The organism is Moraxella nasicaprae (assembly GCF_025643275.1).
GTDB classification, from domain to species: domain Bacteria; phylum Pseudomonadota; class Gammaproteobacteria; order Pseudomonadales; family Moraxellaceae; genus Moraxella; species Moraxella nasicaprae.
In genome coordinates this window covers 1,425,867-1,450,000 of sequence record NZ_CP089977.1, presented here as the reverse complement: position 1 = coordinate 1,450,000, position 24,134 = coordinate 1,425,867, and the positions used below count along the sequence as shown (strand labels likewise).

Genomic DNA, 24,134 nt, shown 5'->3' with positions numbered 1-24,134 from the left:
TAAAACTCGCCATTCATGCTAAGCAAAATAGAATAAAACCCTGAAAACAATGATAAAGTTGTAATCAGATTGGGAATCAAATAGACGCCTGAGCTGACAGCAAGTTTACCACCATCGCTGCTTGGCTCAATCACTTCAAAAGTAATGCCATCGTGCGACTGTTCTGCTTCTAGATGTTTTTTGTCGGACATAAGTTATATTCGCTGCTTTTTTGATATTGATGATTATTCGCCAACATTCCATTTGACCACGGCCATTTCTTCTAAGCTCATCGCTGGTGAATTGGCTGGGTGTAAAATCGGTGCTAAATATTGCAAAATCTGGCTGGCTGCTTCATCAAATTGCCAAGGCGGATTGATGACAAATAATCCTGTGCCATTGAGTCCAACCGCCACATCATTTGGGTATAGGTTTAATTCACAAATCAGCTGTTTTTTGATGCCTGTGCGTTTCATCTTTTTATAAAACAATTCGGTTGCTTCACTATTTTTGAGCGGATACCAAAGCACAAAAGTCCCTGTGGCAAATTTTTTATGGGCACTCGCCAACAAATCAACCAAACGACCAAAATCCTTATGCTCTTGCTCAAATGGTGGGTCGAGCAAAATGATGCCTCTTTTTTCTTTGGGTGGCACGACCGCAGGCACGCCCTCAAAAGCATCACGATGATGAATGCCTATTGGTAATTGATACAGCTGATAATTGAGTGCATCATATTCATCAGCAATCGCCTCAAACGCTTCGGCTCGCAAGGCTGCCTCTGATGAATGATGCTCGCCATGATGAGCAATCCACCAAGGAGAGCCAGGATAGACATATTCATCATAGCGGTTGCGAGCAAATTCTAAGTCGTTTAGATATTGATGCACTGCTTTTGGTGCATGGGTCAAACCGTGTGTTTGTACATGCTTTTCTAGGGCGATGATACCTTGATTGGCTTCTTGGGTTTTTTGGGTTTCGGTACTTGCCAATGAGTACAAGCCACGCCCACCATAGGCATCAAGCACATAAAAAGGCTTGCCCTTAGCAGAAAACTGAGCAAGTAGCTGTAATAATAGAATGTGCTTGGCAACATCAGCAAAGTTGCCTGCATGATAAGCGTGCTTATAATTCATTTTATGTCTCGATTGATATTTTGAATAACAAATTGTCTGCATTATATGGTAGCATAGCGGATAATTTTTGGCGAATTGTTTTTCATGATTTGCCAAACAATTTGACTTAATCTTAATCATCATACAATTTTTTAAGACATCATTACAATGACCACTTCGACAAATTTTCATACAGACTGGGCAAGTCTGCTAGATGATAAAATTGAGCAGTTCATCGAAACTGGCACGACAGTTTTGGATAATTGCTATCAAATGGACGCTTTACAAGCCTTGCAAAACGAAAGCGGATTCATCGACTATAAAGAAGCAAAGCTGACACACGGCGAACGACAAAGCCACATTCGTGGCGATAGCATTCGCTGGATTGACCATGACTGCCCTGCTGGACTTGCCTATCTTGATAGCATCAATGAACTGGGGGCTTATTTTAATCGGACGCTATACACAGGCATTCGCTCATCAGAGGCTCATTATGCTTGCTATCCTGCTGGTTTTGGCTATCAATGGCATTCTGACAACCCAGTCGGACGAGACGAACGGGTCATTTCTGCGGTGTTTTATCTTAATGATGATTGGCGTGAACAAGACGGTGGTCAAATCACGGTCATCAACAAACTGGGCGATACGGTACAACTTTTACCCAAACTAAATCGCCTGATTATTTTTGATAGCAATCTAAGACATCAAGTAGAAATCACTCATCGCAGACGCTTTTCGATTGCCACTTGGCTCAGAAAAGATGAAAAGTGGGTATGATTGGAGTAAACATGGATAAATTACCCAAAATTCAAGGTTCATTACTTGGGCTGGCTATTGGCGATGCAGTTGGAACAACGGTAGAATTTCTTTCCAAAGGCAGCTTTACCCCACTCACAGACATGGTAGGCGGTGGTGTATTTGGGCTTGAAAAAGGGCAATGGACAGACGACACTTCTATGGCGTTATGCTTGGCGGACAGTCTGATTGCTCGGCAAGGCTTTGATGCCAAAGACCAAATGGAACGGTATTTACGATGGTATGAAATGGGCGAAAACTCATCAACAGGGGAATGTTTTGATATTGGCGGAGCAACACGGCAAGCCTTAGAATATTTTAAAGAAACAGGTGAGATTTATGCAGGAAGTAAAGACAAATATTCATCAGGCAATGGTTCTTTAATGCGACTTGCTCCCATTGCTTGCTATTATCACGACAACATCAATCATGCTGTGGAATATGCCATTTTAAGTTCAAGAACCACTCATCAAAGTTCCGATTGTTTATCGGCTTGTGCTTATTTTGCTCAAATTTTATTTAATATTTTTAATGGCAAAACCAATAAAGACCAATTATTATTGCCAAGCGTGGATTATGAATGGTCGGAACAACTATTACCTATTTTAAACGGCGATTTTAAATACAAATCTGAAAACCAAATTTTTGGCACAGGCTATGTGATTGATAGTCTTGAAACCGCTCTTTGGGCATTTTATCATAGTGATAATTTTGCAGATGCGATTTTAATGGCAGCCAATCTTGGTAATGATGCCGATACCACCGCCGCCATTACAGGGCAAATTGCGGGAGCATATTATGGACTGTCTGGCATTCCAATACATTGGCAAGAAACGGTATATTGGAATGAGCATATTTTGGAGTTGGCGAAACAATTATTTAAAAAATAATTTATTATTAAGCTTTATAATTATTTTAATTGAATAAAACAGAGGCTTGAACTTATGACCCCCACCTTATCCCTATCAATCGAACTACTCCAACAACCGTCCATCACGCCCAACGATTTTGAATGCCAAAATATCTTGGCAAAACGCCTGACAGAATTAGGCTTTGAGTGTGAATTTATGTATTTTGGCGACCCTGATGATACAGGAGCAAATGCCCAAATCAAAAATCTGTATGCCAAAAAAATAGGTTCCAACCCCAACGCCCCTCATCTGTGCTTTGCTGGACATACTGATGTTGTGCCAGTAGGCGATGAAAAATTGTGGACTTATCCACCATTTTCAGCAACTGTGGCTGATGGTAAGCTCTGGGCAAGAGGGGCTGCGGACATGAAAACCGCCATTGCCTGCTTTGTTGTGGCGTGCGAAAACTTCATCAAGCAGTATCCAGAGCATCAAGGGGCAATAAGCCTGCTCATCACTGCTGACGAAGAGGCTGCTGCCATCAATGGCACGGTCAAAGTTGTTGAGACTTTGGCACAGCGTGGCGAGCGAATGGACTATTGCCTAGTGGGTGAGCCGTCAAGCACCAACACACTTGGTGATGTCATCAAAAACGGTCGTCGTGGCTCACTTAATGCTCGTTTGAGCATCACAGGAAAACAAGGGCATATTGCTTATCCGCATCTGGCGGTCAATCCCATTCATGCTCTTGCTCCTGCCCTAGCCGAATTAACTGCAACGCATTGGGACGATGGCAATGAATATTTTCCTGCCACCAGTATGCAAATTAGTAATATCAACGCTGGCACGGGAGCAACCAATGTCATTGCAGGCGACTGCCAAGTGTTATTTAATTTTCGCTATTGCACCGAAAATACTGCCGAAAGCCTAAAAGCCAAAACGCACGCCATTTTTGACAAACATTTTGCCAATAGTCCTGCCCAATATCATATCGACTGGACGCTGTCAGGCGAGCCGTTTTTGACCCCAAAAGGCGAATTTGTCAATGCGGTATCGTCTGCCATCGAACAGGTAACAGGCACAAAAACCCAGCTTTCCACTTCTGGTGGCACTTCTGATGGTCGTTTTATCGCTCCAATTATGAATGCCCAAGTGGTTGAGCTGGGTGTTAAAAACGCCACCATTCATCAGATTGACGAATGTGTCGAGCTAAGCGAGCTAGAAAATCTTAGTCAGATTTATGAAAATATTCTAGCTCAATTAGTGCAATGATGGCTTATCTTGCTTGATAACAATCATCAATCAACCCAAGCGTTGATTGATGATTTTAGAAGTTTTGAACAAATAAAAACGCACCAGATGATTTGGTGCGTTTTTTTGTCTTAGCGACAAAGCCTTGATTATTTATAATTGGCTTTTTTCATCAGCATAATCGCCTTTTGTTGGTTTTGACCTGCAATCGAGACATTGATAAAGTCTTGTTTGAAGTTACCCCAACGAGCCACCAATGGTGCTGCACCCACTCGTACGCTGGCTGGGTATTCAAAGTTGCGGTCAGCATATAGCTTCTGAGCTTCTGGGCTGCTTAGCCATTCGATGAATTTTTGGGCTTCGGCAGGGTTTTTGCTGTGTTTTACTACGCCAGCCCCTGAGATATTGACATGTGTACCTTTGCCTTTTTGGTCAGCAAAAAATACTTTGACATTGTTGGCAACCGCCGGTTTGCTATTTACCAGACGACCATAGTAGTAGGTATTGGCAATACCGACATCACAACGACCAGCATCAATGGCTTCTAGCAATGCTGTATCATGTGGAAATGGTGTGGTCGCAAGGTTGTTTACCCAGCCTTTAACGGTGCGTTCTGCTGCCGCCTGACCATGATTGGCAATCATCGTAGCAACCAATGATTGGTTGTACACATTATTAGAAGTACGCAAGCATAGTTTACCTTTCCATTTTGCGTCCGCAAGGTCTGCATAGGTAGATAGCTGACTTGGGTTTACGGTTTTGGCATTATAAAAAATAGTTCTAGCACGCACAGACAAACCAAACCACTGATTTTTTGGGTCTCTTAGATGAGATGGAATATTATTTTTTAGGACAGTTGAGTTGATTGGGCGGAACAGACCTGCTTGGGCGGCTTGCCATAGGTTACCACCATCAACGGTAATAAGCACATCAGCTTTGGTGTTTTTACCTTCGGCTTTTAGCTTCTCCATTAGCGGCCCTGCCTTATCGCTAATCACCGTTACCTTTGTACCTGTTTTATCCTGATACGCCTGTGCAATCGGCTTTAATAGCTCATCGGCACGAGCTGAATATACCACCAATTCTGATGCTAGGGCTGGCAATGTGGCAAGCAATGCCATTTGAGCAACCAATACTTTTTTTAACATAATCATATCCTTAAACAAAATTATCAAACCGAGTTTGACACACCCCATTGCTGGGCATAAAAAAAATTTATCAAAACCTCACAATAAGCATTGCTATTGTTAGTGTTATTATAATAAAATATTTGGCTGCAAACAAGAAGAATTATCATTATCGCTTTAAGATTTTGGATATTCTTGTGTAATTTTATTTATCAATCCACAACTAATGCAATGACTACCTCTTTTTTATCACGACTTTGGTTGTTCTTATGCTCTTTATTGGTGCTGGTTCCGCTAGGGGTTATTCTATCGTCATTGGGCGAGTTTAATGCTGAAATCTGGCAGTTTCTCCTAGAATACGAACTACCTACCCTGCTGCTAAACACGCTATGGCTTGTGCTTGGTGTGGGCATGGGTGTGATACTGCTTGGCACAAGCACCGCTTGGCTGACTGCAATACATAGTTTTCCACTAAGCAGATTTTTTGGCTGGGCGATGATGTTGCCACTGGCAGTACCCGCCTATGTACTTGCTTTTGTGCAGCTTGGTATGTTTGATTACACAGGTCCGATTAGTACTTTTTTGCGTGAACAACTTGGCTTTGAGCAGGGTTTGCCAGAGATTCGCCACGGTGGTGGATTGATGATTGTAATGAGTCTAACCTTGTACCCTTATGTGTATCTTTTGGCGAAAAATGCCTTTGGTAGTATGGGTAATCGTGCCTTAGAGGCTGGTGCATCGCTGGGTCTATCGGCTTGGCAGGCTTTTTTTAAAATCGCCTTGCCGATGGCTCGCCCTTGGATTGCAGGCGGTACGATTTTGGCATTGATGGAAGTATTGGCGGATTTTGGCGCTGTGTCTGTTTTTGGTTATGATACTTTCACAACTGCGATTTATCAGGCGTGGTTCGGCTTTTTTTCTATTGACACCGCCAAGCAGCTTGCCAGCTTGTTGATTGCCATTGTTTTTGTTTTTTTGATTTTAGAACAGCTAAGTCGTGGCAAAAAACGCTTTGAAAGCACAGGCAGAGCCACACACCATCGCACCATTAAGTTAAACGGCTATAAAAAATGGCTGGCGTTTGGTTATTGTGCTGGTGTGCTATTTTTAGCATTCTTATTACCCATTATACAGCTTAGTTTCTGGGTGTATGATGAATGGCAGGGCATTGACCTGACACAGACATTATTACAAGTTCGTCATTCAATCAGTGCAGGATTGTTGGCAGCGATTTTGGTGGCGATATTCGCCTTATTTATCAGTCTTAGCGTGCGTCATTATCCAAACAAATCCAATCTGATTGCCAGCAAAATTTCCACTCTTGGCTATGCCATTCCAGGTTCGGTATTGGCGGTAGGTGTGTTTGTACCTGTGGCGTGGTTGGATAACTGGCTGATTGAGCATATTGGTATTTTTGCCCAATATGATGCCATTTTTAAAGGAACTTTGGTTATTCTACTTATCGCCTATCTGATTCGCTTTTTGGCTTTGGGTGTACAAAGTATAGACTCTGGTATGAAACGCATTAAACACACACATATTGAAGCTGCTTATGCACTTGGGGCAACACCCTTTAAGACACTTATCAAGATTTATTTACCTCTTATTAAAGGGTCTTTGGGTGTAACAATGCTGATGGTGTTTGTGGATACAATGAAAGAAATGCCCATCACTTTGATGATGCGTCCATTTGATTGGGATACTTTGGCGGTTCGTATTTATTCATTTACCAGCGAAGGTATGTACCAACAAGCCGCCCTGCCTGCTCTGGCAATCGTGCTAACAGGGCTAATTCCTGTCATTTTATTTGCCAAAATGGATCAAAAGTAATAGATACCCATGCTAATCGTTAACAATCTTTCCATCAGTTTTGATGATAAACCAATCCTAAATCACATCAGCTTTACCCTAAAAGCAGGACAAATCGCCTGTCTGCTTGGTGCGTCTGGCTGCGGAAAAACAACCATCTTACGATGTATTGCTGGTTTTGAAAAACCCAATACTGGCAACATCACCCTACAAGACAGAACACTGGTCGATGCACAGCAGTTTGTTCCTGCTCATCAAAGAAATATCGGCATGGTATTTCAGGACTACGCCTTATTTCCACATTTGACGGTGGCGGATAATATTGGTTTTGGTCTTGGCAATCTTGATAAACACGCCAAAAACGCTCGCATTGACGAAATGCTTAGTCTGATTGATATGGCAGATTATAAGCATCGCTATCCGCACGAATTATCAGGTGGTCAGCAGCAACGGGTGGCATTAGTGCGTGCCTTAGCCCCCAAGCCTAGATTGGTCTTGTTGGACGAGCCTTTTTCCAATCTTGATGTAGAACTGCGTACCACGCTATCCAAAGAAGTTCGTACACTGCTAAAATCGCAAGGCGTGAGTGCCATTTTGGTCACTCACGACCAAGCAGAAGCATTTGCAATGGCGGATGTGGTCGGTATGATTGCTGATGGCAAAATGGAACAATGGGCAAGTCCTGAGGCATTGTATCATACGCCATGCAGCCAAAAAGTTGCCAGATTTATCGGTGAAGGCGTGCTATATCCTATCATTGCTAAACACGACAATATCGCAGAGTGCATCATTGGCAAAATTGCACTCAGTGCACCAATCAATCCTGAGTCTAGCCAGCTACTAATCCGACCGCACGATGTCAAAATTACCAAAGATGGTCAAGGCATTGCCGTTACCGTGTTGGATAAAGACTTTCGTGGCGGTTACTGGCTGTACACCCTTAGCACTCATCAGGGCGATTTACTGCTGATGCAGGTATCAATGGCAGTAAATCACCAAAGCCATCAAGTTGGCGATCAGTTACTGGTTCAAATTCGCCGAGCAAGCACCTTATAGCCTTATGACGATGTGAGCATTACATCGATTTGGCAATAATCCTACCAGACCAAACAAAAAGCAGACAACATGCCTGCTTTTTGTTTATTTTCTTAATTACAGCTCATCAAGCCATGCCATTTGAATGGCTTCCAAGATGGCTTCGTTAGATTTATTAGGGTCATCAGAAAAACCCTCCAATTCACAAACATAGCGATGCAAATCGGTAAAACGGATATATTGTACATCTTCATCAGGGTATTTTTCCGCCAGTTCAATGGCGATGTCCAGCGTATCTTGCCAAGTTAATTTCATAAAGCAACCTTTTTTGATTGAAAAATTTCATCAATTATAACAACATTTGCCCCAAAATACCTTGTTTGCTTGATAAAAATTTTCAAATGATATTTTATAATTTATCAAAAAATATCTGTTATAATTTATTTTTTTAATCAAAATTGAAAATTCATTAAAATTTTTGAATTTAAAAAACTAAATCGAACTATCAGAATATTATATTTTACTCATACATTGGTATTGCCTATAATACCACAAAACAAATAGGTATTTTACCAATTTCTCAACCAACTCGTGCCAAAAGCACGAACTATATGGAGTTCATTATGAGCCAAAATGCACCACAAGGCTGCCCATTTCACGGTAGCACCACCTCAGATCAACAAGGACCTATGGCTTGGTGGCCAAAAGCCCTAAACCTTGACATTTTGCACCAACACGACACCAAAGTAAACCCACTTGGCGAAGATTTTGACTATGCTGCCGAAGTTGCCAAACTTGATGTTGATGCCCTTAAAAAAGACATCGCAGAACTACTTCGTAACAGCCAAGACTGGTGGCCAGCTGACCACGGTTATTATGGTGGTTTGATGGGTCGTTTGGCGTGGCACTCAGCAGGTTCTTACCGTGCGATGGACGGTCGTGGTGGCTCTAACACTGGCAACATTCGTTTTGCCCCACTAAACAGCTGGCCTGACAACGCAAACCTTGACAAAGCTCGCCGCCTACTTCAACCAATCAAACAAAAATACGGCAACAAAATCTCTTGGGCTGACCTAATTATCCTAGCTGGTACAATGGGTTATGAAGCCGCTGGTCTTAAAACTTACGGTTTTGCCTTTGGTCGTAAAGACATTTGGCACCCAGAAAAAGACACTTACTGGGGTAGCGAGACTGAATGGCTTGCACCAACTGGCTCAAAAGGCAACCGTTGGTCTGGTGACCGTGAATTAGAAAATCCATTATCATCTGTAATGATGGGTCTAATCTACATCAACCCAGAAGGTGTGGACGGTAACCCTGACCCAATCAAAACCGCTCGTGATATGAAAATCACATTCGCTCGTATGGGTGTTACTGTGGAAGAAACCGTTGCCCTAGTGGCTGGTGGTCATACCATCGGTAAACAACACGGTAATGGCGATGCCTCAAAAGTTGGTGCAGAGCCAGAAGCCGCTGACATCGCTGACCAAGGCTTGGGCTGGAAAACTGATAAAGCCACCGTTGCCAAAATGACTTCTGGTATTGAAGGTGCTTGGACAACCAACCCTGATCGTTGGGACAATGAATTCTTTAAATTGCTATTTAAATACGAAGACAAATTTGAAATCGTTCGTTCACCTGCTGGTGCAAAACAGTGGGAACCATCAGAGATGGACGAAGAAGATATGCCTGTGGATCAAAACGACCCAAGCATCAAACGCAAAATCACGATGAACGATGGCGATATGGCTCTTATCAAAGACCCAGAATATCGTGCGATTTCTGAGAAGTTCTTAAATGACCAAGCGGCGTTTGATGATGCCTTTGCTCGTGCGTGGTTTAAGCTTACTCACCGTGATTTGGGACCTCGTTCTCGCTGGTTAGGTCCATTGTTACCACAAGAAGACCTTATCTGGCAAGACCCAATCCCAGCTCCTAAGTATGTACCAACTGAAAGCGAGATTGCAAGCCTTAAAGAAAAAATCTTGGCAAGTGGCTTGACTGTGTCTGAACTTGTGGCAACTGCTTGGGATTCTGCACGCACTTATCGTGGTTCTGACTATCGTGGTGGTGCCAACGGTGCTCGTATCCGCCTAGCCCCACAAAAAGACTGGATTGGTAACGAGCCAGAGCGTTTGAACAAAGTATTGGCAGTTTATGAAAAACTATCTGCTGAAACCAATGTCTCTATTGCTGACCTAATCGTACTTGGTGGTACAGCTGCTGTTGAAAAAGCGATTAAAGACGCTGGCTACAATGTTCCAGTACAGTTTGATGCAGGTCGTGGCGACGCTGTTCAAGAAATGACTGATGTTGAAAGTTTTGAATACCTAAAACCAATTCACGATGGTTTTAGAAACTTCCAAGAAGCTCACTACGAGCCAACCCCAGAAGAGCTACTGCTTGACCGTGCTCAATTGATGGGCTTGACCGCTGTTGAAATGACCGTGCTTGTTGGTGGTCTTCGTGTGCTAGGTGCAAACCACGGTGGTAGCAAACACGGTGTATTTACTGACCGTGTGGGCGTATTGACGACTGACTTCTTCCGTAACTTGGTAGATATGGGCAACACTTGGGAGCCAACTGGTCGTAACAGCTACAACATCAACGACCGCAAAACTGGCGAAACCAAGTTTACCGCCACTCGTGTGGACCTAGTGTTCGGCTCTAATTCTATCCTGCGTGCGTACGCTGAGCTATATGCCCAAGACGACGCTGGTGAGAAATTTGCCAAAGACTTCGCAAAAGCGTGGACTAAGGTAATGAACGCTGACCGTTATGATTTGAAAAAGTAATTTTTTAAGTTAATCGGTTAAGACAACACACTCCATTGGGGTGTGTTGTTTTTTCTTTTTAATAATTTGTGCGTTTTTTGCGATTATGATACAATCCAGCCAATATTTCATTTTCAGGATTTTTTATGAAAAAAGTAACACTTTCTACAATCATGCTGTTCATGGTTGGTTGTGCCAGTACAGGTGCAACAAGTATTAATAGCACAACCAAGGGCGAATATGGTAATTATTCTGGCAAAGGCGGAATGACGGCTTATAGCATTGACAGCAATGCTTATAAATATCATTATGACAATGGCTTTACTGGCGTTGATGCGATGGGGTGGGATAGCAATTTGCAATATGCATGGTCAAGAACAGCAGGAGCAAAAACTTGCGGCATGACTGTGGACAGTAAAAAAATCATTTCACTTCTTGCCAAAAAGTATGGATACAATGAATTGGTTCATGAAATAAATGGCGTGGAGTTTCATTTTCTCCAACAATCTAAAATTAAAGATTTTTGTAATGAAAAACGAGTGGCTGAATTAAAACAAGTCATTCCCCAAATGACAAATGGACAGTTTGCGAAAAAATTTTAAGTTTGTTTAATAAAAATAACAATACCTATTATGGTTAGTTTGACGGCTACTAAGGTTAAAAAACAACATATCTGACAAGGGGTATGTTGTTTTGACAAATGCACAATCGTCTGACCGACATGCCCTGATTAGACCAATCAAACAAAAAGCACCAGAATCTATCTGATGCTTTTTTGTATTACGCTCGAAGCTCTTTATCCAGTGGGACGGACTCAATCAGCTCGCCTAAGGCTTTTTGGTAAACATTTCGTTTAAATGGTACAACATCACTTAACGGATACCAATAACTAACCCATTGCCAGTCATCAAATTCAGGTGTATCCACATCAAAACGAATGTATCTGGTATTTTCATCATCAAGTCGGCACAAAAACCATTTTTGTTTTTGTCCGATACACAAAGGCTCTTGCCCTGCTCGCACATAGCGTTTTGGCAAACGATAACGCAACCAATCACGAGTCACCGCCAATACTTCCACATGCTCAGGATACAAACCAACTTCCTCATACAGCTCACGATACATCGCTTGTAACGGTGTTTCGCCTCGATTGATACCGCCCTGCGGAAATTGCCAACTGTCGTGTCCGATGCGTTTTGCCCACAGCACCTGACCCTTTGTATTTACCAAGATGATGCCAACATTGGCTCGAAAGCCATCTGCATCAATCATAAAGAAACTCTTAATTTATAAGTTATTAAAATACTGCCAAATCATTCATCAAAAATCATCAGCAATTTCTTGGTGTCTATTAAACCAAAAAAACACCAAAAAGTGTAATCTTTTTTTCAAAAAATCAATGTTTATTTTCACTGTATTAGTTTTTTTATGATAATTTCATCAATAAACTAATCAATCGTCAAAAAACTTTCAATTTATCCAACAATCTTGCTCAAAAAACCATTTTTGCCTTGAAACCACGCCATCTGACCCCAACATATCCCCAATCATCTTTTTACTCATTTTTTAAGGAATTTGGTATGGCAACGATGAACGCCAAAGTTGTTTGGCAAGACAATGTGCATTTTATTGGCACTTCACATTCTGGACACGATGTACAAATCGATGGCGAAAAACAACACGGTGCCAGTCCAATGGAGCTGATTTTGCTTGGGCTTGGTGGCTGTGCCAGCTATGATGTGGTTACTATTCTCAAAAAATCCCGCCAAGTCGTTCATGATGTTCGCTGCGAAATGACTGCCAAGCGTGCAGATGCCGTGCCTGCGGTCTATACCGACATTCATTTGCACTTTGTGGTGACAGGCGAAAACATCAAAGAAAGTCAGGTCGCCAAAGCCATTGAGCTGTCTGCTGAAAAATATTGCTCAGCTTCTCGCATGCTATCAGCTGGCGGTGTGAACATCACGCACGATTTTGAAATCATCGCTGGCTAAATCGGAGGGTTTGGGCTGTGTTTGCACTTTCATCGCTTCGCCTGACCGTGATTTTGATGGTTTTGGTGATTTTTTTACCATTGCTTTGTGCTTTTTTTGCGAAGGCTTTTGGCGGTTTTCGCCGCTTGGATAATGCCACGCCCAGAGAATTTCTCGCCAGCACTCACGGCTTAGCAAGCAGACTTAACCACGCCCAAGCCAACAGTTTTGAAGGGCTGGCGATTTTTATCGGTGCTGTGCTGATGGCGTTATACGCTTTTGTTCCCATCAGCGTCATCAACCAGTTGGCACTGGTGTATTTGGGCAGTAGATTGCTATTTATCATCAGCTATGCTCTTAATTGGGCGACTTTTCGCTCGGTCAGCTGGGTGATTGGCTTGATGAGCTGTCTGATGATGTTCTTTTTTGCCTTTTATGTGTCAAATTAAACAAAAAAAACCGCTTGAATCACACAAGCGGTTTTTTATTTTAATGATGCTATTTTTTGTCAAAGACTATTTAACAAAATAGCGTTGCAAACCTTTTAACAGCAAATTATCATCAATGCTTGCTCCTGTCAGATGGGCGTTAAGCATCGAAGCCCCACCGCCAGTCAATACCAAGCGATGTTCTGGGTACTGAGCTTGTATGTTTTTAACCGCACCGACAATGCCAAATAGTACGCCATGATTCACCGCATCAAAGGTCGTCTGACCCAACGCCACGCTATCAAATCGCCCTTGCTTGACCCCTATCTGTTGCGTGCCTGCATATAAGGCGTGCCTTTGCATATAGACATTGGGCAAGATGTATCCACCAAGATGTACGCCATACTCCATCACATCGATGGTCAATGCCGTACCACAACCAATCACGCATTGACGACAAGACTTATCCACCACACCCAACATTTGTAGCCATCTATCCACGCCCAACTGCTCATGGTCGTAGTAGCTTTTTAGGTATGGGTGATTGGCATCAACTTTGGCAAACTCAAAGGGAATGTTTAGCAATGTCAAGGTTGTGGCGATGGCGGTGTTAATTTTCTGACCCAAAACACTAGAAATACCTATAAAAGCTGGCTGAAATCGCTCAAAAGTACCCAATAAGCCCAGCAATAGCTCGTTGGGTGCTTTTAGGTGTTCTTGGGCATCATGCACCAATATCTGCCCATCATCAATCAGCCAGTATTTTAGGCGAGTATTACCCAAATCAATCCATAATGCTTTCATCATTGATTATCCTTATTCATCAAACTTTGTACCATGCCTGCGTAAATAGGTACAATCAAGCCTTCTTCATCAAGCAGCAGTGCCCCTTGTTCATCAATGCCAACACATTTGCCCTGATGAGCTGCCTGACTGGTCTGGTCTTGGGTGAAAATCTGCACCCATTTATCCGTCAAAAGATGCACTTGATTAAACGCATGGACAAATGCCTGTCTGTCTGACGGCTTAGTCAGTTGATTGTGCGTCACAATCGCTGCCAAAATCGCATCAGCAATCTGCTCATACCATTGTGGCAGACTCATCATCTGCATCTGAACCGATTGACATAAGTCAGCCATGCTGGTCGCCTGATACAGCCCATCGGCAACCTGTGGCGTACTGGCAACATTCAATCCCACACCCACAATCACGCCCACGCAGGTTGATTTATCTTGGTGCTTGGCATAGACAGGCTCAATCAAAATCCCTGCCAGCTTTTGGAAAAGCTGCTTATTATCATCATAATAACCCAAATCATTTGCCCATTTTACCCCAATGATGGGTAGATTTTGTTGCCGTCTGTACTGGTTTAATGATAACAGCGATGGCATTTGGGCAAGATGATACCCCACTGTCAAAGACAACATGCCTGACAAACGACATAGTGCGGTTGTTGATGGCTGGTCAAGCACCGCCTGCATTGGTAGGTACAAACTTAAAAACACATTGCCAACAGCACCAATCCAAGAGCGTCCATGTTGCCCACGCCCTGCAAACTGCCTATCTGCCGTCATCAAATGATACTGACGATAATCATACTCGCCTGCTTGTATTGCTTGCATTAAGGCAGTATTGGTACTGCCAATCTCATCAAAATGCCAATGCTCGCACAGTACATGACCGATGTATTTTTGGGCATGCATCGCTTTATCTGTCATCAAAAAAATCCAAATTTAATGGCACCAATCGCCAAATCAACCCCAAACCAAGCACGATTTGATAAAAGAATGGGCAAATCGCACGCCCATCACTCAATAAATGCGGTATAATAGCACAATTTATCATAAAGACTTTGGGTTTTGGAGCAAAAATGATGATGTATCTTTGGTTTGTCATTGCAGGGACGGTTGCTGGCTTATGTGCAGGATTATTTGGTGTGGGTGGTGGCATGGTGATTGTACCTGCTCTGATTTGGATTTTGGCCGCTTATGGCTTACCCCAAGACATCGTCCCTCATGTGGCAGTAGGCACGGCATTGGCAACCATTATTTTGACTTCCATCAGCTCTATGTCTGCTCATCATAAGCGTGGCGGTGTCCGCTGGGAAATTTTTAAGCACATGAGCAAGGGATTGGTGCTTGGTAGTCTGGTGGGGGCTTGGGTGGCAACTTTGATTGACGGTGCATCATTGCAAGCGATTTTGGGTGGTGGTGCTGTCTTGATGGCAATCAAAATGCTGTTTTTCCCCAATAAAGAACGCACCGATGTGCCACTACCAACCCCTTATAAACAAGGATTTGCAGGCATCATTATTGGTTTACTATCTGCCATCTTTGGCATTGGTGGTGGCAGTCTGACTGTCCCATACCTAAGCCAAAACGGCGTGCCAATGCGTCAGGCGGTGGGTACTTCGGCAGCATGTGGACTACCCATTGCCATCGCTGGGGCGTTAGGCTTTGTCTGGTTTGGGCAAAGCAATGTCAGCCAGCTCAATCTAGACGGTCTGCTTGGCTTTGTGCATATCGGTGCTTTCGTCAGTATCAGCATTGTCAGCTTTGTGATGGCAAAAGTTGGTGCAAAATTGGCTCACACACTCCCTGCCCAAACCCTAAAAAGAGCATTTGGTGTGCTATTGATGGTGGTTGGTGTGCAGCTGGTGGTTAGCGGTCTGTTGTAATTTTTTGGTTATGTTGCAGATGACATTATAAGCGATTGGCTTTTATATAGTCATCGTTACTGACACTCTTTATTTAGGAATTTTTATGGCTATCGTTCACCCACAGATTGACCCTGTTGCTTTGGATTTAGGATTTATCCAGCTTCATTGGTATGGACTGATGTATTTACTTGCCTTTGCGGCAGCCTATGGACTGGCACTCTTACGCACCAAATCTCGTGATGATTTTACCGCTGAGATGGTGTCTGACTTGGTATTCTTTGGGTCAGTTGGGGTGATTTTAGGTGGTCGTATTGGCTATGTGATTTTGTATAATTTTAGCGAATTCATCGCCAATCCCACCTACCTGTTTCGAGTCTGGGAAGGTGGCATGAGCTTTCACGGTGGATTTGTAGGCGTATTGGTTGCGATGTGGTTTTTTGCCAAAAAATACCAAAAATCCGCCTTTACCGTGCTGGATTTCATCGCTCCTTGCGTGCCAACAGGGCTATTGTTTGGACGCATTGGCAACTTCATCAACGGAGAACTATGGGGTCGAGTCTCTGACAGCAACATTTCACACCTGATGTATTTTCCCCAAGCTGCCCACGCTGATTTGGCATTAATCAATTCAGACAGCTCTTTGCAGGCTCTTGCCCAAAACATCGGTGGTTATCTACTCCTGCCACGCCACCCAAGCCAGCTGTATCAAGCCTTTACCGAAGGTGTATTGCTATTTATCTTCTTATGGTGGTTTAGTAGTAAGCCTCGTCCTCGTTATGCTGTTTCTGCCCTATTCTTATTGGGTTATGGGTGCAGTCGTTTTACCACCGAGTTTTTCCGCCAGCCTGATGTGGGCTATGAACTCATCTTTGGCTGGATGAGTAAAGGGCAACTGTATAGCCTGCCAATGATTGTCTTTGGGGTGATTTTGATGGTGATGGCTTATAAAAATAAAGTTTACGACTGGCAAAAAGCCTAAACGATACAATTTAACAATTAAAAACAAGACAAGCTATGAAACAATATCTAGAACTTTTATCCCATATCCTAAACAATGGCGATGACAAAGGCGACCGCACAGGCACAGGCACTCGTAGCGTATTTGGTTATCAAATGCGGTTTAATTTGGCGGACGGTTTTCCACTACTCACCACCAAAAAAGTCCATATGAAGTCCATTATTTATGAGCTTTTGTGGTTTATCAAAGGCGATACCAATGTCAAATATCTGCAAGACAATGGCGTAACGATTTGGGACGAGTGGGCAACGGCTGAGCAAACCGCCCGTTTTGGACGAGCCGAGGGCGATTTGGGGGCGGTGTATGGTCATCAGTGGCGAAATTTTGGAGCGACCAAAAACGCTGATGGCACTTATCAACAAGATGGCTTTGACCAATTAAAATGGCTGATTAATGAAATCAAAACCAATCCCAATTCTCGCCGTCTGATTGTCTCTGGCTGGAATCCCATTGAGGCAGGGCAAGTTGCCTTACCGCCTTGTCATACTTTATTTCAATTTTTTGTGGTGAATAATAAGCTATCTTGCCAACTGTATCAACGCTCGGCAGATGTATTTTTGGGTGTGCCATTTAATATTGCCAGTTACGCTCTTTTGACTCATATGATTGCCCAAGTTTGTGATTTAGAAGTGGGCGAATTTATTTGGACAGGGGGCGATACGCATTTGTATCACAACCATTTTGAACAGGCTAAATTGCAACTGACTCGTGAGCCTTTGCCACTTTGTCAGTTAGAGTTAAATCCTGATATTAAAGATTTGTTTGACTTTACATTTGATGATATTAAGATTGTGGATTATCAGTCGCACGAAAGAATTAAGGCAGATGTGGCGGTGTGATAAAAATGCCACGCATCAAATATCGCCCCGTTGCCATCATTGCCTTACTAATCTCAGCAGTTAGTTTGTTTTTTGTTACTGCTGAGAATTTATGTTTTGATTATTTTTCATCAGAACATATAATGAAAATTAGTGAAATTTACAGTTCTGGAAATGATGATGACATAGTATTCACCTTATTAGCACTTGTTGGGCTGTTATTTGTTGTGATATTCAGCTTTTGCAAAAATAAAATGATTTATGTTATTTTTGCCATGACTTACCTGCTTGTCAGCACCCTCATAAGCTGGTGGACAGAAAGCAACGGTTTTACCAATTTATTGTATACATCTATTTATCATTGTCAAAATAATTACTTACTTATTTTTGTGCTTGGACAGGTGTTATTTTGGTTACTAAGCATTTGTTTTATCAAAAATAGCAATGATGTTTATGAATAACTCAAAAGATGAGAGACTAAGATGAACCTATCCAATCTAAAAAATCAGTTACTTCAAAAAAATATTCAAATCGTCCATGTGGTCGCCATCGACCGCCAAAACTGTATCGGCAAAAACAACGAGCTTGCGTGGCATATCCCTGCCGATTTAAAGCATTTTAAAGCCATTACCACAAATGGTGTGGTGATTATGGGGCGAAAGACTTTTGAAAGCATTGGCAAACCCTTGCCCAATCGCACAAACTGGGTCATCACACGAGATACAACTTGGACGGCAGACGGTGTTAAGGTTGCCCATAGCCTAGAACAGGTACTGGAACTGGCGGGCGATGATTGCACCGATGGCAAACTCTTTATCATCGGTGGGGGTGAGATTTACCGCCAAAGCATCGATATGGCGGATATTTTAGAAATCACCGAAGTAGATTTGGACATTGGGGGCGATGCGTTTTATCCTGCCATCACAGACGACTTTAAAGAAGTATGGCGGTCGGATAAGCAAACGGACGAAAAAAGCGGTGTTGGTTTTGGGTTTGTGCGGTATCAAAAAAAGAGATGAAATTAGCAAACAGACACCTGCTGACCGTACAGCTAAAAATGTAAACCACTTTATCCAAACCAAGCCGAGATTTTTATGCGTCATTTTATTATTCCTACCCTTACGCTATCTGCCATCTGTCTAATCGCCTGCTCGCCAAAAAATGACTACCAAAGCATCGAAGGGCAAACGATGGGGACAAGCTATCACATCACTTTTCAAGGTGGCGACCAAGACCCTGCCATCATTCAGCAAACGATTGATGCTCGCCTGCAAGCAGTCAATCAAAGTATGTCCACCTACATGCCAGACAGTACGATTTCTAAGTTTAATCGCCTACCCAGCGGTCAAAACATCGTCATTGATGGCGATTTTGCCCAAGTGCTGCAAAACAGTCAGCACATCTATCAAGCGTCCCAGCACGCTTTTGACCCAACAGTGTATCCTTTGGTTGAGCTGTGGGGATTTGGCAGCAAAATGAATGTCGAACGCTTGCAAGCACCACCCAGCGAGGATAGCATTGCCAGTACCAAACAACTGGTAGGCTTGGATAAGGTGCAACTTAGCCAGATTGGCACTAATTATCAACTGCAAAAATCTGTGGATGGCGTGGGTCTGGATTTTTCGGCAATCGCCAAAGGTTATGCGGTCGATGTCATCGCAAACACCCTAAAAAATAACTATGGCGTGGTTAATTATATGGTTGAGATTGGCGGGGAGGTCGCCACCAGTGGACAAAACGCACAAGGCAAAGCATGGACGCTAGGCATCGACACCCCAACGATTGATAGCACCATTGAAAATCGCCAAACCATCACCACCATCAGCCAGCCCAAAGATGGTACGCTACACATTGCCACTTCTGGCGGTTATCGCAATTCTTTGGTGTATAATGGCGTGCGTTATAGCCACACCATCAATCCTGTTTCAGGCAAACCTGTGGCTGGCAATGCCCCCAGCGTTACCGTATTACACGACAGCGTGGCATTGGCAGATGGCTGGGCGACAGCATTGACCGCCATACCTTATCAAGAAGCCCTCACACTTGCCAACGCCAATCAAATCAAGGCAATTTTTGTGGTGGAAAATGCCGACAAATCAGGCTTTGACATCGTCAAAACTCAGGCTTTGACCAACTAAGTGATTCATGATTCATTGATGGCTGATTCATGCTTTTAGAATTGCCAATGAATCAGTTTTGCTTTACAATAGCTTGTATAGAATAACAAGAGATTTTTGTTAAGTTTATCCAATTTTACTTTTGAGAAGTTTTATGGCTAATTTTTCCCCAAGTATTTATTTTGCCAAACATTGGCTAAACACCCCTGATTCTGTCAAAACCGCTTTCAAACACGAACTTAACGACATCATTCGCCTGCTTGATGGCGATGAATCTGTGGCAGAATTTGAATTTACCAATGCTGATTTTGACCAAACCATCAATACGCTACTATATGCAGATGATGCTTTTGCATCACACACACCACCAAACAGACTGGTGCATAGCATTGACACAACCGCTCTGACCGAGCCAACACAAACTATTGCTCCGGCTGAGCTTAGCACCCTAGAACACCATCTGCACCAAAAACTTAGCTCACAGATTGATGGATTTTTGGGCGAGCATATGGCACAGCTATCCAGCGATTTGCGTCTTTGGCTACAAACCACCATCAAAAACGAATTGGCAAATTATAAACGCTAATGCCTAACTCAAAAACAGCATTTGGGGCAATATCATGAATAACGAAGCACACAGCGACATCATCATCGTAGGAGCAGGGCCTGCTGGTCTGGCTTTTGCTCGTTATTTTGCAGGTAGTGAATTACGCATTACCCTCATCGAAAAAGCCCCGTTGTCCAGCCTAAAAAATCCTGCTTATGACGGGCGAGAGATTGCCTTAACACACCGCTCCAAAGAAATCTTACAAAACTTAGGGGTGTGGCAACGCATTGATGCTGATGAAATCTTTCCCTTAAAAGACGCCAAAGTATTCAATGGCGATTCTGATTACGCCTTGCATTTTCGTGTACCAACCCACCAAAAAACCCTGCGTTCCATTGACCGCTTGGGCAATCTGATTTCCAATCATAACATTCGCCGTGCTGTCTATGATGAAGTTGCCGCACTGCCTAATGTTCGTATCATCACTGATACTGTGGTCGTTGATGCCCACACCGATGATAAGATGGCATACATCACTCTTGATGATGGGCGTATGCTGACAGCCAATCTGTTGGTCGCTGCTGACAGTCGCCTATCTGCAATGCGAAAATCTTTTGGGATTGGTTCACATTTGCACGATTTTGGGCGTACCGTGATTGTTTTTCGTGTCAGCCACCCAAACTCCAATCAAGCCACTGCCGAAGAACACTTTATCGGTTCTCAGACGCTGGCATTATTGCCCTTGCATGACCACTTGACCAATTGCGTCATCACGCTGGATAATACACAAGCTGTACAACTACTGGCAAAATCCACTGACGAGCTGGTCGCCAAAGCTCAGCGAATGATGAATGACAAATTAGGCACGCTCAATATTGCAGGTAGCGTGCATCATTATCCATTGATGGGCGTGCATGCTCATCAGTTTTATGCCAAGCGTATGGCACTGATTGGCGATGCAGCCGTTGGTATGCACCCTGTGACCGCTCATGGCTATAATCTTGGCTTGCTCAGTGCTGACACACTTGCCCCTTTAATCCTAAAAGCCCATAGCATTGGTGCAGACATTGGCTCACAAGCCCTACTTCGCCAATACGACAGTCAGCATCAGCGACACACTCGCCCCTTGTATCACGGCACCAATGCCATGGTATCGTTATTTACCAACGACACCAAGCCTGTACAAACCCTGCGTAAAATCGCCCTGAGAGTCAGTAACAACCTACCACCCGTCAAACATTGGATTGCCAAACAATTAACAGGCTAATCACAAACCGCCATCATCAATGGCGGTTTTTTTGATGTCTGGCGATATAGCTTTATTCATGTAAAGATTTATAAATCGTGCCTGCCAATACTTTGCCAATGCCTTTGACTTGGGCGATTTGCTCTTCTGAGGCTCCCAAAAGTTGTCCAATGCCACCAAAGTGATTAAGCAAATCTCGGCGGCGTTTTTGCCCCAATCCTGGAATGACTTCAAGCACCGAACTGCTGCGTTTTTTATCTCGCTTTTTACGATGAGCGGTGATGGCAAATCGATGAGCCTCATCTCGCACTTGCATCATCAAATGCAATGCTTTATGGTCGGCTGGTAAATCCATCGGTTCATGCTCAATAAAGTGCAACACCTCCAATCCTGCCTTTCGACCCTCGCCTTTTGCCACGCTGACCAGCAGGGTTTCGTCAAGTTTACCAAGCTCCATCAAGACCTCTTTGGCGATGTTTAGCTGCCCCTTGCCGCCATCAATCAATAGCAAATCAGGCAAAGGATTTTTGGCATATCGTCTGCCCAAAACCTGACGCATCGCTGCATAATCATCGCCACCTGTGATGTCGTGAATGGCATATTGGCGATAATCTCGTTTTCGCATACCGCCTTGGTCGAACACCACGCACGAACCAATCGCTGCCTCGCCCATCGTATGACTGATGTCAAAGCATTCAATGCGATTAATGGTGTTTGAGGTGACCGATGACAAAACAGACTGCAAAGCGGTGAATCTGGCGTGCAGCTCTCTTTGGTCTTTAAGCTGCGTTTTGAGTGCATTGTCAGCATTGAGCTTGGCGATGTCCAGCCACTCCTTGCGATGTTTTTGTACTCGGTGTTTAATCTGTGGTTTTTTTGCAAATTCCTGCATCAACACCGATTCTATCGCCATCACTTCATCAAGCTCGTCACTGACGATGATTTCGCTGGGTAAATCATCACTGACCTGAAAATAAAACGACAATAAAAATTCCGACAATCGCTCTGCACGGCTTTTGGCATCAGGTGCAATGCCATCAGGAAAATAATTTTTGCCACCCAAAACTTGCCCGCCACGCACCGTCAATACATGAATGACACTGGTACCAGCCATCTCGCTGATGGCAAACACATCTGCCTCGCCCTCCAAGCGAAACACCGCTTGCTGTGCCTGCAACTCACTAATCATCGTCAAGCGGTCTCGATAAAACACCGCTTGCTCAAAGTTAAGATTGTGGGCGGCTTGCTCCATTTTTTGCACCAGCATTTGTTGTACTTGGTCAGAATTTCCCTGCAAAAAACCCAACGCTGCCTGCACATCTTGACTGTATTCCTCATGCGACACCAGCCCAACACATGGGGCTTTACATCGTTTGATTTGGTATTCTAGACAAGGTCTTTTTCTGGCAGCAAAAAAACTATTGGTACAATTTCGAATCATGAATAATTTTTGCATGAGCTGCAACGACTGCTTAGCACCATGTGCTGATGGGTAAGGGCCAAAAAATCGACCTTGGGTGTGATTGCCTTTGCCTCGTCCAAAACTTAGGCGTGGAAATTTATCTGTTGAAACAAATACATATAGATAGGATTTATCGTCCCTGAGAATCACATTATAAGGCGGGCGATGATTTTTGATGAGATTTTGTTCTAACAACAAGGCCTCAGTTTCACTGCGTGTGATGATGATTTCTACATCACAGATTCTTTGTACCAATGCCTGTGTTTTGGGGTGTTCGATGGTTTTGGCAAAATAGCTACTCACTCGATTTTTGAGTGATTTTGCTTTGCCAACATACAAAATCTCCCCCGATTTGCCCAGCATCTTATACACGCCTGGCAAATTTGGCAAAGATTTTACGGTTTCTTTTAACCGTTGTTTTGATGACATGGTGTCATTATTAGAAAAATCGCTCATCGTCTATCGCATTATGGTGCTCATGGTTCGCCAAACAAGTGTATTATTTTTATACAACTTTATTTTATGGGCAAAATATGGCAAAATTATTCACAGTATTTTTGTTATGAAAGGGACTGATGATGGTCTGGCAATCCACCAAACATAAACTTGGCAAATTGGTCAAACAAGGCAAAAAAGCCACTTATCCGCAGTTGCTGCCTCATTTATTAAAAAGCCGTGCCAACACCTTTGCACCACTTTTAGGGGCAGGAATTCGGTTGGAGCTGCTGGATTTGGATAATGGGCTGTGCGTGGTTCATTTACCCTTAACCAAGCTCAACAAAGGATTTGATGGCAATCATTTTGGTGGCAATCTGTATATGATGGCAGACCCTTTTTTGATGATGCTATTATCGCACAAATTGGGCAAAGATTACCACATCAGCGAACTATCCAGCCAAATCCAATTCATCAAAGCCAGTCAAGACAAAGCCATCGCACGCATCAAGATTGACAACGAAGAACTAAAAATCATCACGGCACACTGTCAAGACAATCCAAGCATGGAACGCAGTTATCAGGTCATCATCAGCGACACACACCAAAAACCCATCGCCATCATCAATAAAACATTTCTCATCAAAAAACAAACCCCCAAGTAAACACTTAGGGGTTTGATGGGGAAAATTGGA

General features: G+C 43.3%; 26 protein-coding genes (1 of these 26 only partly in view). 18 read left to right on the top strand and 8 right to left on the bottom strand.

The genetic code is table 11. The features are described from left to right. Both pssA and LU297_RS06800 read right to left on the bottom strand, forming a co-directional pair. Nucleotides 1–191, bottom strand: the beginning of a protein-coding gene (pssA, locus tag LU297_RS06805; RefSeq protein WP_263075796.1) for a CDP-diacylglycerol--serine O-phosphatidyltransferase. It extends 604 nt beyond the left edge of the window; the window shows 191 of its 795 coding nt (coding positions 1–191); its start codon is at nucleotides 189–191; its stop codon lies off the left edge, out of view. A gap of 33 nt (nucleotides 192–224) precedes the next feature. Beyond that, nucleotides 225–1,115 carry a 23S rRNA (adenine(2030)-N(6))-methyltransferase RlmJ gene (locus tag LU297_RS06800; RefSeq protein WP_263075795.1) on the bottom strand — a complete coding sequence of 297 codons (891 nt, stop codon included), beginning with the start codon at nucleotides 1,113–1,115 and terminating at the stop codon, nucleotides 225–227. 147 nt (nucleotides 1,116–1,262) lie between these two features. Here LU297_RS06800 and LU297_RS06795 point away from each other — a divergent pair, with 147 nt between their 5' ends. The 3 genes from LU297_RS06795 to dapE are packed head-to-tail and all read left to right on the top strand — an operon-like array spanning nucleotide 1,263 to nucleotide 4,012. Further along, nucleotides 1,263–1,871 carry a 2OG-Fe(II) oxygenase gene (locus tag LU297_RS06795; RefSeq protein WP_263075794.1) on the top strand — a complete coding sequence of 203 codons (609 nt, stop codon included), beginning with the start codon at nucleotides 1,263–1,265 and terminating at the stop codon, nucleotides 1,869–1,871. An 11-nt stretch (nucleotides 1,872–1,882) separates the two neighbouring features. Next, nucleotides 1,883–2,779, top strand: a complete 897-nt coding sequence (locus LU297_RS06790; RefSeq protein ID WP_263075793.1) for an ADP-ribosylglycohydrolase family protein — start codon at nucleotides 1,883–1,885, stop codon at nucleotides 2,777–2,779. Nucleotides 2,780–2,833: 54 nt separating this feature from the next. After that, a complete protein-coding gene (dapE, locus tag LU297_RS06785; protein WP_263075792.1) occupies nucleotides 2,834–4,012 on the top strand; it encodes a succinyl-diaminopimelate desuccinylase in 1,179 nt (392 codons plus the stop codon). Nucleotides 4,013–4,140: 128 nt separating this feature from the next. On the opposite strand, the gene LU297_RS06780 is transcribed toward dapE, so the two are convergent. Further along, on the bottom strand, nucleotides 4,141–5,139 hold the full coding sequence (locus LU297_RS06780; protein ID WP_263075791.1) for an extracellular solute-binding protein: 999 nt from the start codon (nucleotides 5,137–5,139) through the stop codon (nucleotides 4,141–4,143). A gap of 210 nt (nucleotides 5,140–5,349) precedes the next feature. Between LU297_RS06780 and LU297_RS06775 the strand changes: the two genes are divergently transcribed. Both LU297_RS06775 and LU297_RS06770 read left to right on the top strand, forming a co-directional pair. Next, nucleotides 5,350–6,948, top strand: coding sequence for an ABC transporter permease (locus tag LU297_RS06775; RefSeq protein ID WP_263075790.1), 1,599 nt, complete (start codon nucleotides 5,350–5,352; stop codon nucleotides 6,946–6,948). A gap of 9 nt (nucleotides 6,949–6,957) precedes the next feature. After that, complete coding sequence (locus tag LU297_RS06770) at nucleotides 6,958–7,983, top strand: ABC transporter ATP-binding protein (RefSeq protein ID WP_263075789.1); 1,026 nt, start codon at nucleotides 6,958–6,960, stop codon at nucleotides 7,981–7,983. A gap of 96 nt (nucleotides 7,984–8,079) precedes the next feature. Here LU297_RS06770 and iscX read toward each other — a convergent pair whose 3' ends face one another. Continuing rightward, the gene (gene iscX / locus LU297_RS06765) at nucleotides 8,080–8,277 is read right to left on the bottom strand and encodes a Fe-S cluster assembly protein IscX (RefSeq protein WP_263075788.1); all 198 of its coding nucleotides are present in this window, start codon (nucleotides 8,275–8,277) and stop codon (nucleotides 8,080–8,082) included. A 308-nt stretch (nucleotides 8,278–8,585) separates the two neighbouring features. Here iscX and katG point away from each other — a divergent pair, with 308 nt between their 5' ends. Next, nucleotides 8,586–10,757 carry a catalase/peroxidase HPI gene (gene katG / locus LU297_RS06760; protein WP_263075787.1) on the top strand — a complete coding sequence of 724 codons (2,172 nt, stop codon included), beginning with the start codon at nucleotides 8,586–8,588 and terminating at the stop codon, nucleotides 10,755–10,757. Nucleotides 10,758–10,882: 125 nt separating this feature from the next. After that, nucleotides 10,883–11,338 (top strand): hypothetical protein, encoded by a 456-nt coding sequence (locus tag LU297_RS06755; protein ID WP_263075786.1) that lies wholly within the window; start codon nucleotides 10,883–10,885, stop codon nucleotides 11,336–11,338. 178 nt (nucleotides 11,339–11,516) lie between these two features. Here the strand turns inward: LU297_RS06755 and LU297_RS06750 are convergent, their stop codons facing one another. After that, nucleotides 11,517–12,008 (bottom strand): RNA pyrophosphohydrolase, encoded by a 492-nt coding sequence (locus LU297_RS06750; protein ID WP_263075785.1) that lies wholly within the window; start codon nucleotides 12,006–12,008, stop codon nucleotides 11,517–11,519. Between the two features lie 317 nt (nucleotides 12,009–12,325). Between LU297_RS06750 and LU297_RS06745 the strand changes: the two genes are divergently transcribed. Then, complete coding sequence (locus LU297_RS06745) at nucleotides 12,326–12,730, top strand: OsmC family protein (RefSeq protein ID WP_432806287.1); 405 nt, start codon at nucleotides 12,326–12,328, stop codon at nucleotides 12,728–12,730. A gap of 17 nt (nucleotides 12,731–12,747) precedes the next feature. Next, the gene (locus tag LU297_RS06740) at nucleotides 12,748–13,158 is read left to right on the top strand and encodes an MAPEG family protein (protein WP_263075783.1); all 411 of its coding nucleotides are present in this window, start codon (nucleotides 12,748–12,750) and stop codon (nucleotides 13,156–13,158) included. A gap of 66 nt (nucleotides 13,159–13,224) precedes the next feature. Here LU297_RS06740 and LU297_RS06735 read toward each other — a convergent pair whose 3' ends face one another. Next, the gene (locus LU297_RS06735) at nucleotides 13,225–13,941 is read right to left on the bottom strand and encodes a pantothenate kinase (RefSeq protein WP_263077353.1); all 717 of its coding nucleotides are present in this window, start codon (nucleotides 13,939–13,941) and stop codon (nucleotides 13,225–13,227) included. Beyond that, nucleotides 13,941–14,855, bottom strand: a complete 915-nt coding sequence (locus tag LU297_RS06730) for a biotin--[acetyl-CoA-carboxylase] ligase (protein WP_263075782.1) — start codon at nucleotides 14,853–14,855, stop codon at nucleotides 13,941–13,943. The genes LU297_RS06735 and LU297_RS06730 overlap by 1 nt, the downstream gene beginning before the upstream one ends. Before the next feature lie 155 nt (nucleotides 14,856–15,010). Here LU297_RS06730 and LU297_RS06725 point away from each other — a divergent pair, with 155 nt between their 5' ends. The 8 genes from LU297_RS06725 (at nucleotide 15,011) to ubiM (ending at nucleotide 21,563) form a co-directional block, all read left to right on the top strand. Further along, nucleotides 15,011–15,814 carry a sulfite exporter TauE/SafE family protein gene (locus LU297_RS06725; protein WP_263077352.1) on the top strand — a complete coding sequence of 268 codons (804 nt, stop codon included), beginning with the start codon at nucleotides 15,011–15,013 and terminating at the stop codon, nucleotides 15,812–15,814. Nucleotides 15,815–15,899: 85 nt separating this feature from the next. Next, nucleotides 15,900–16,775: a prolipoprotein diacylglyceryl transferase gene (gene lgt / locus LU297_RS06720; RefSeq protein WP_263075780.1), complete on the top strand. Its 876-nt coding sequence runs from the start codon at nucleotides 15,900–15,902 to the stop codon at nucleotides 16,773–16,775. 35 nt (nucleotides 16,776–16,810) lie between these two features. Next, nucleotides 16,811–17,653, top strand: coding sequence for a thymidylate synthase (locus LU297_RS06715; protein WP_263075779.1), 843 nt, complete (start codon nucleotides 16,811–16,813; stop codon nucleotides 17,651–17,653). A gap of 5 nt (nucleotides 17,654–17,658) precedes the next feature. Further along, nucleotides 17,659–18,093 (top strand): hypothetical protein, encoded by a 435-nt coding sequence (locus LU297_RS06710; RefSeq protein ID WP_263075778.1) that lies wholly within the window; start codon nucleotides 17,659–17,661, stop codon nucleotides 18,091–18,093. Nucleotides 18,094–18,114: 21 nt separating this feature from the next. Beyond that, on the top strand, nucleotides 18,115–18,651 hold the full coding sequence (locus LU297_RS06705) for a dihydrofolate reductase (protein WP_263075777.1): 537 nt from the start codon (nucleotides 18,115–18,117) through the stop codon (nucleotides 18,649–18,651). Nucleotides 18,652–18,726: 75 nt separating this feature from the next. Next, complete coding sequence (locus tag LU297_RS06700) at nucleotides 18,727–19,770, top strand: FAD:protein FMN transferase (protein WP_263075776.1); 1,044 nt, start codon at nucleotides 18,727–18,729, stop codon at nucleotides 19,768–19,770. Nucleotides 19,771–19,903: 133 nt separating this feature from the next. Next, the gene (locus LU297_RS06695) at nucleotides 19,904–20,335 is read left to right on the top strand and encodes a hypothetical protein (RefSeq protein WP_263075775.1); all 432 of its coding nucleotides are present in this window, start codon (nucleotides 19,904–19,906) and stop codon (nucleotides 20,333–20,335) included. Nucleotides 20,336–20,369: 34 nt separating this feature from the next. Continuing rightward, complete coding sequence (gene ubiM, locus LU297_RS06690; RefSeq protein ID WP_263075774.1) at nucleotides 20,370–21,563, top strand: 5-demethoxyubiquinol-8 5-hydroxylase UbiM; 1,194 nt, start codon at nucleotides 20,370–20,372, stop codon at nucleotides 21,561–21,563. A gap of 52 nt (nucleotides 21,564–21,615) precedes the next feature. Here the strand turns inward: ubiM and uvrC are convergent, their stop codons facing one another. Then, nucleotides 21,616–23,460: an excinuclease ABC subunit UvrC gene (gene uvrC / locus LU297_RS06685; protein WP_263075773.1), complete on the bottom strand. Its 1,845-nt coding sequence runs from the start codon at nucleotides 23,458–23,460 to the stop codon at nucleotides 21,616–21,618. Nucleotides 23,461–23,582: 122 nt separating this feature from the next. Here uvrC and LU297_RS06680 point away from each other — a divergent pair, with 122 nt between their 5' ends. Continuing rightward, nucleotides 23,583–24,104, top strand: coding sequence for a PaaI family thioesterase (locus LU297_RS06680; protein ID WP_263075772.1), 522 nt, complete (start codon nucleotides 23,583–23,585; stop codon nucleotides 24,102–24,104). Nucleotides 24,105–24,134: the final 30 nt, after the last annotated feature.

Excerpts from the sequence above, each read along its gene's own strand:
- dapE (WP_263075792.1), top strand. The coding sequence starts at position 2,834 with ATGACCCCCACCTTATCCCTATCAATCGAACTACTCCAACAACCGTCC.
- LU297_RS06695 (WP_263075775.1), top strand. The coding sequence starts at position 19,904 with ATGGCTAATTTTTCCCCAAGTATTTATTTTGCCAAACATTGGCTAAAC.
- LU297_RS06780 (WP_263075791.1), bottom strand. The coding sequence starts at position 5,139 with ATGTTAAAAAAAGTATTGGTTGCTCAAATGGCATTGCTTGCCACATTG.
- LU297_RS06755 (WP_263075786.1), top strand. The coding sequence starts at position 10,883 with ATGAAAAAAGTAACACTTTCTACAATCATGCTGTTCATGGTTGGTTGT.
- LU297_RS06680 (WP_263075772.1), top strand. The coding sequence starts at position 23,583 with ATGGTCTGGCAATCCACCAAACATAAACTTGGCAAATTGGTCAAACAA.
- katG (WP_263075787.1), top strand. The coding sequence starts at position 8,586 with ATGAGCCAAAATGCACCACAAGGCTGCCCATTTCACGGTAGCACCACC.
- LU297_RS06790 (WP_263075793.1), top strand. The coding sequence starts at position 1,883 with ATGGATAAATTACCCAAAATTCAAGGTTCATTACTTGGGCTGGCTATT.
- LU297_RS06700 (WP_263075776.1), top strand. The coding sequence starts at position 18,727 with ATGCGTCATTTTATTATTCCTACCCTTACGCTATCTGCCATCTGTCTA.
- LU297_RS06775 (WP_263075790.1), top strand. The coding sequence starts at position 5,350 with ATGACTACCTCTTTTTTATCACGACTTTGGTTGTTCTTATGCTCTTTA.
- ubiM (WP_263075774.1), top strand. The coding sequence starts at position 20,370 with ATGAATAACGAAGCACACAGCGACATCATCATCGTAGGAGCAGGGCCT.
- uvrC (WP_263075773.1), bottom strand. The coding sequence starts at position 23,460 with ATGAGCGATTTTTCTAATAATGACACCATGTCATCAAAACAACGGTTA.
- lgt (WP_263075780.1), top strand. The coding sequence starts at position 15,900 with ATGGCTATCGTTCACCCACAGATTGACCCTGTTGCTTTGGATTTAGGA.
- LU297_RS06795 (WP_263075794.1), top strand. The coding sequence starts at position 1,263 with ATGACCACTTCGACAAATTTTCATACAGACTGGGCAAGTCTGCTAGAT.
- LU297_RS06710 (WP_263075778.1), top strand. The coding sequence starts at position 17,659 with ATGCCACGCATCAAATATCGCCCCGTTGCCATCATTGCCTTACTAATC.
- LU297_RS06735 (WP_263077353.1), bottom strand. The coding sequence starts at position 13,941 with ATGAAAGCATTATGGATTGATTTGGGTAATACTCGCCTAAAATACTGG.
- LU297_RS06745 (WP_432806287.1), top strand. The coding sequence starts at position 12,326 with ATGAACGCCAAAGTTGTTTGGCAAGACAATGTGCATTTTATTGGCACT.
- LU297_RS06705 (WP_263075777.1), top strand. The coding sequence starts at position 18,115 with ATGAACCTATCCAATCTAAAAAATCAGTTACTTCAAAAAAATATTCAA.
- LU297_RS06770 (WP_263075789.1), top strand. The coding sequence starts at position 6,958 with ATGCTAATCGTTAACAATCTTTCCATCAGTTTTGATGATAAACCAATC.
- iscX (WP_263075788.1), bottom strand. The coding sequence starts at position 8,277 with ATGAAATTAACTTGGCAAGATACGCTGGACATCGCCATTGAACTGGCG.
- LU297_RS06725 (WP_263077352.1), top strand. The coding sequence starts at position 15,011 with ATGATGTATCTTTGGTTTGTCATTGCAGGGACGGTTGCTGGCTTATGT.
- LU297_RS06800 (WP_263075795.1), bottom strand. The coding sequence starts at position 1,115 with ATGAATTATAAGCACGCTTATCATGCAGGCAACTTTGCTGATGTTGCC.
- LU297_RS06715 (WP_263075779.1), top strand. The coding sequence starts at position 16,811 with ATGAAACAATATCTAGAACTTTTATCCCATATCCTAAACAATGGCGAT.
- LU297_RS06730 (WP_263075782.1), bottom strand. The coding sequence starts at position 14,855 with ATGACAGATAAAGCGATGCATGCCCAAAAATACATCGGTCATGTACTG.
- LU297_RS06750 (WP_263075785.1), bottom strand. The coding sequence starts at position 12,008 with ATGATTGATGCAGATGGCTTTCGAGCCAATGTTGGCATCATCTTGGTA.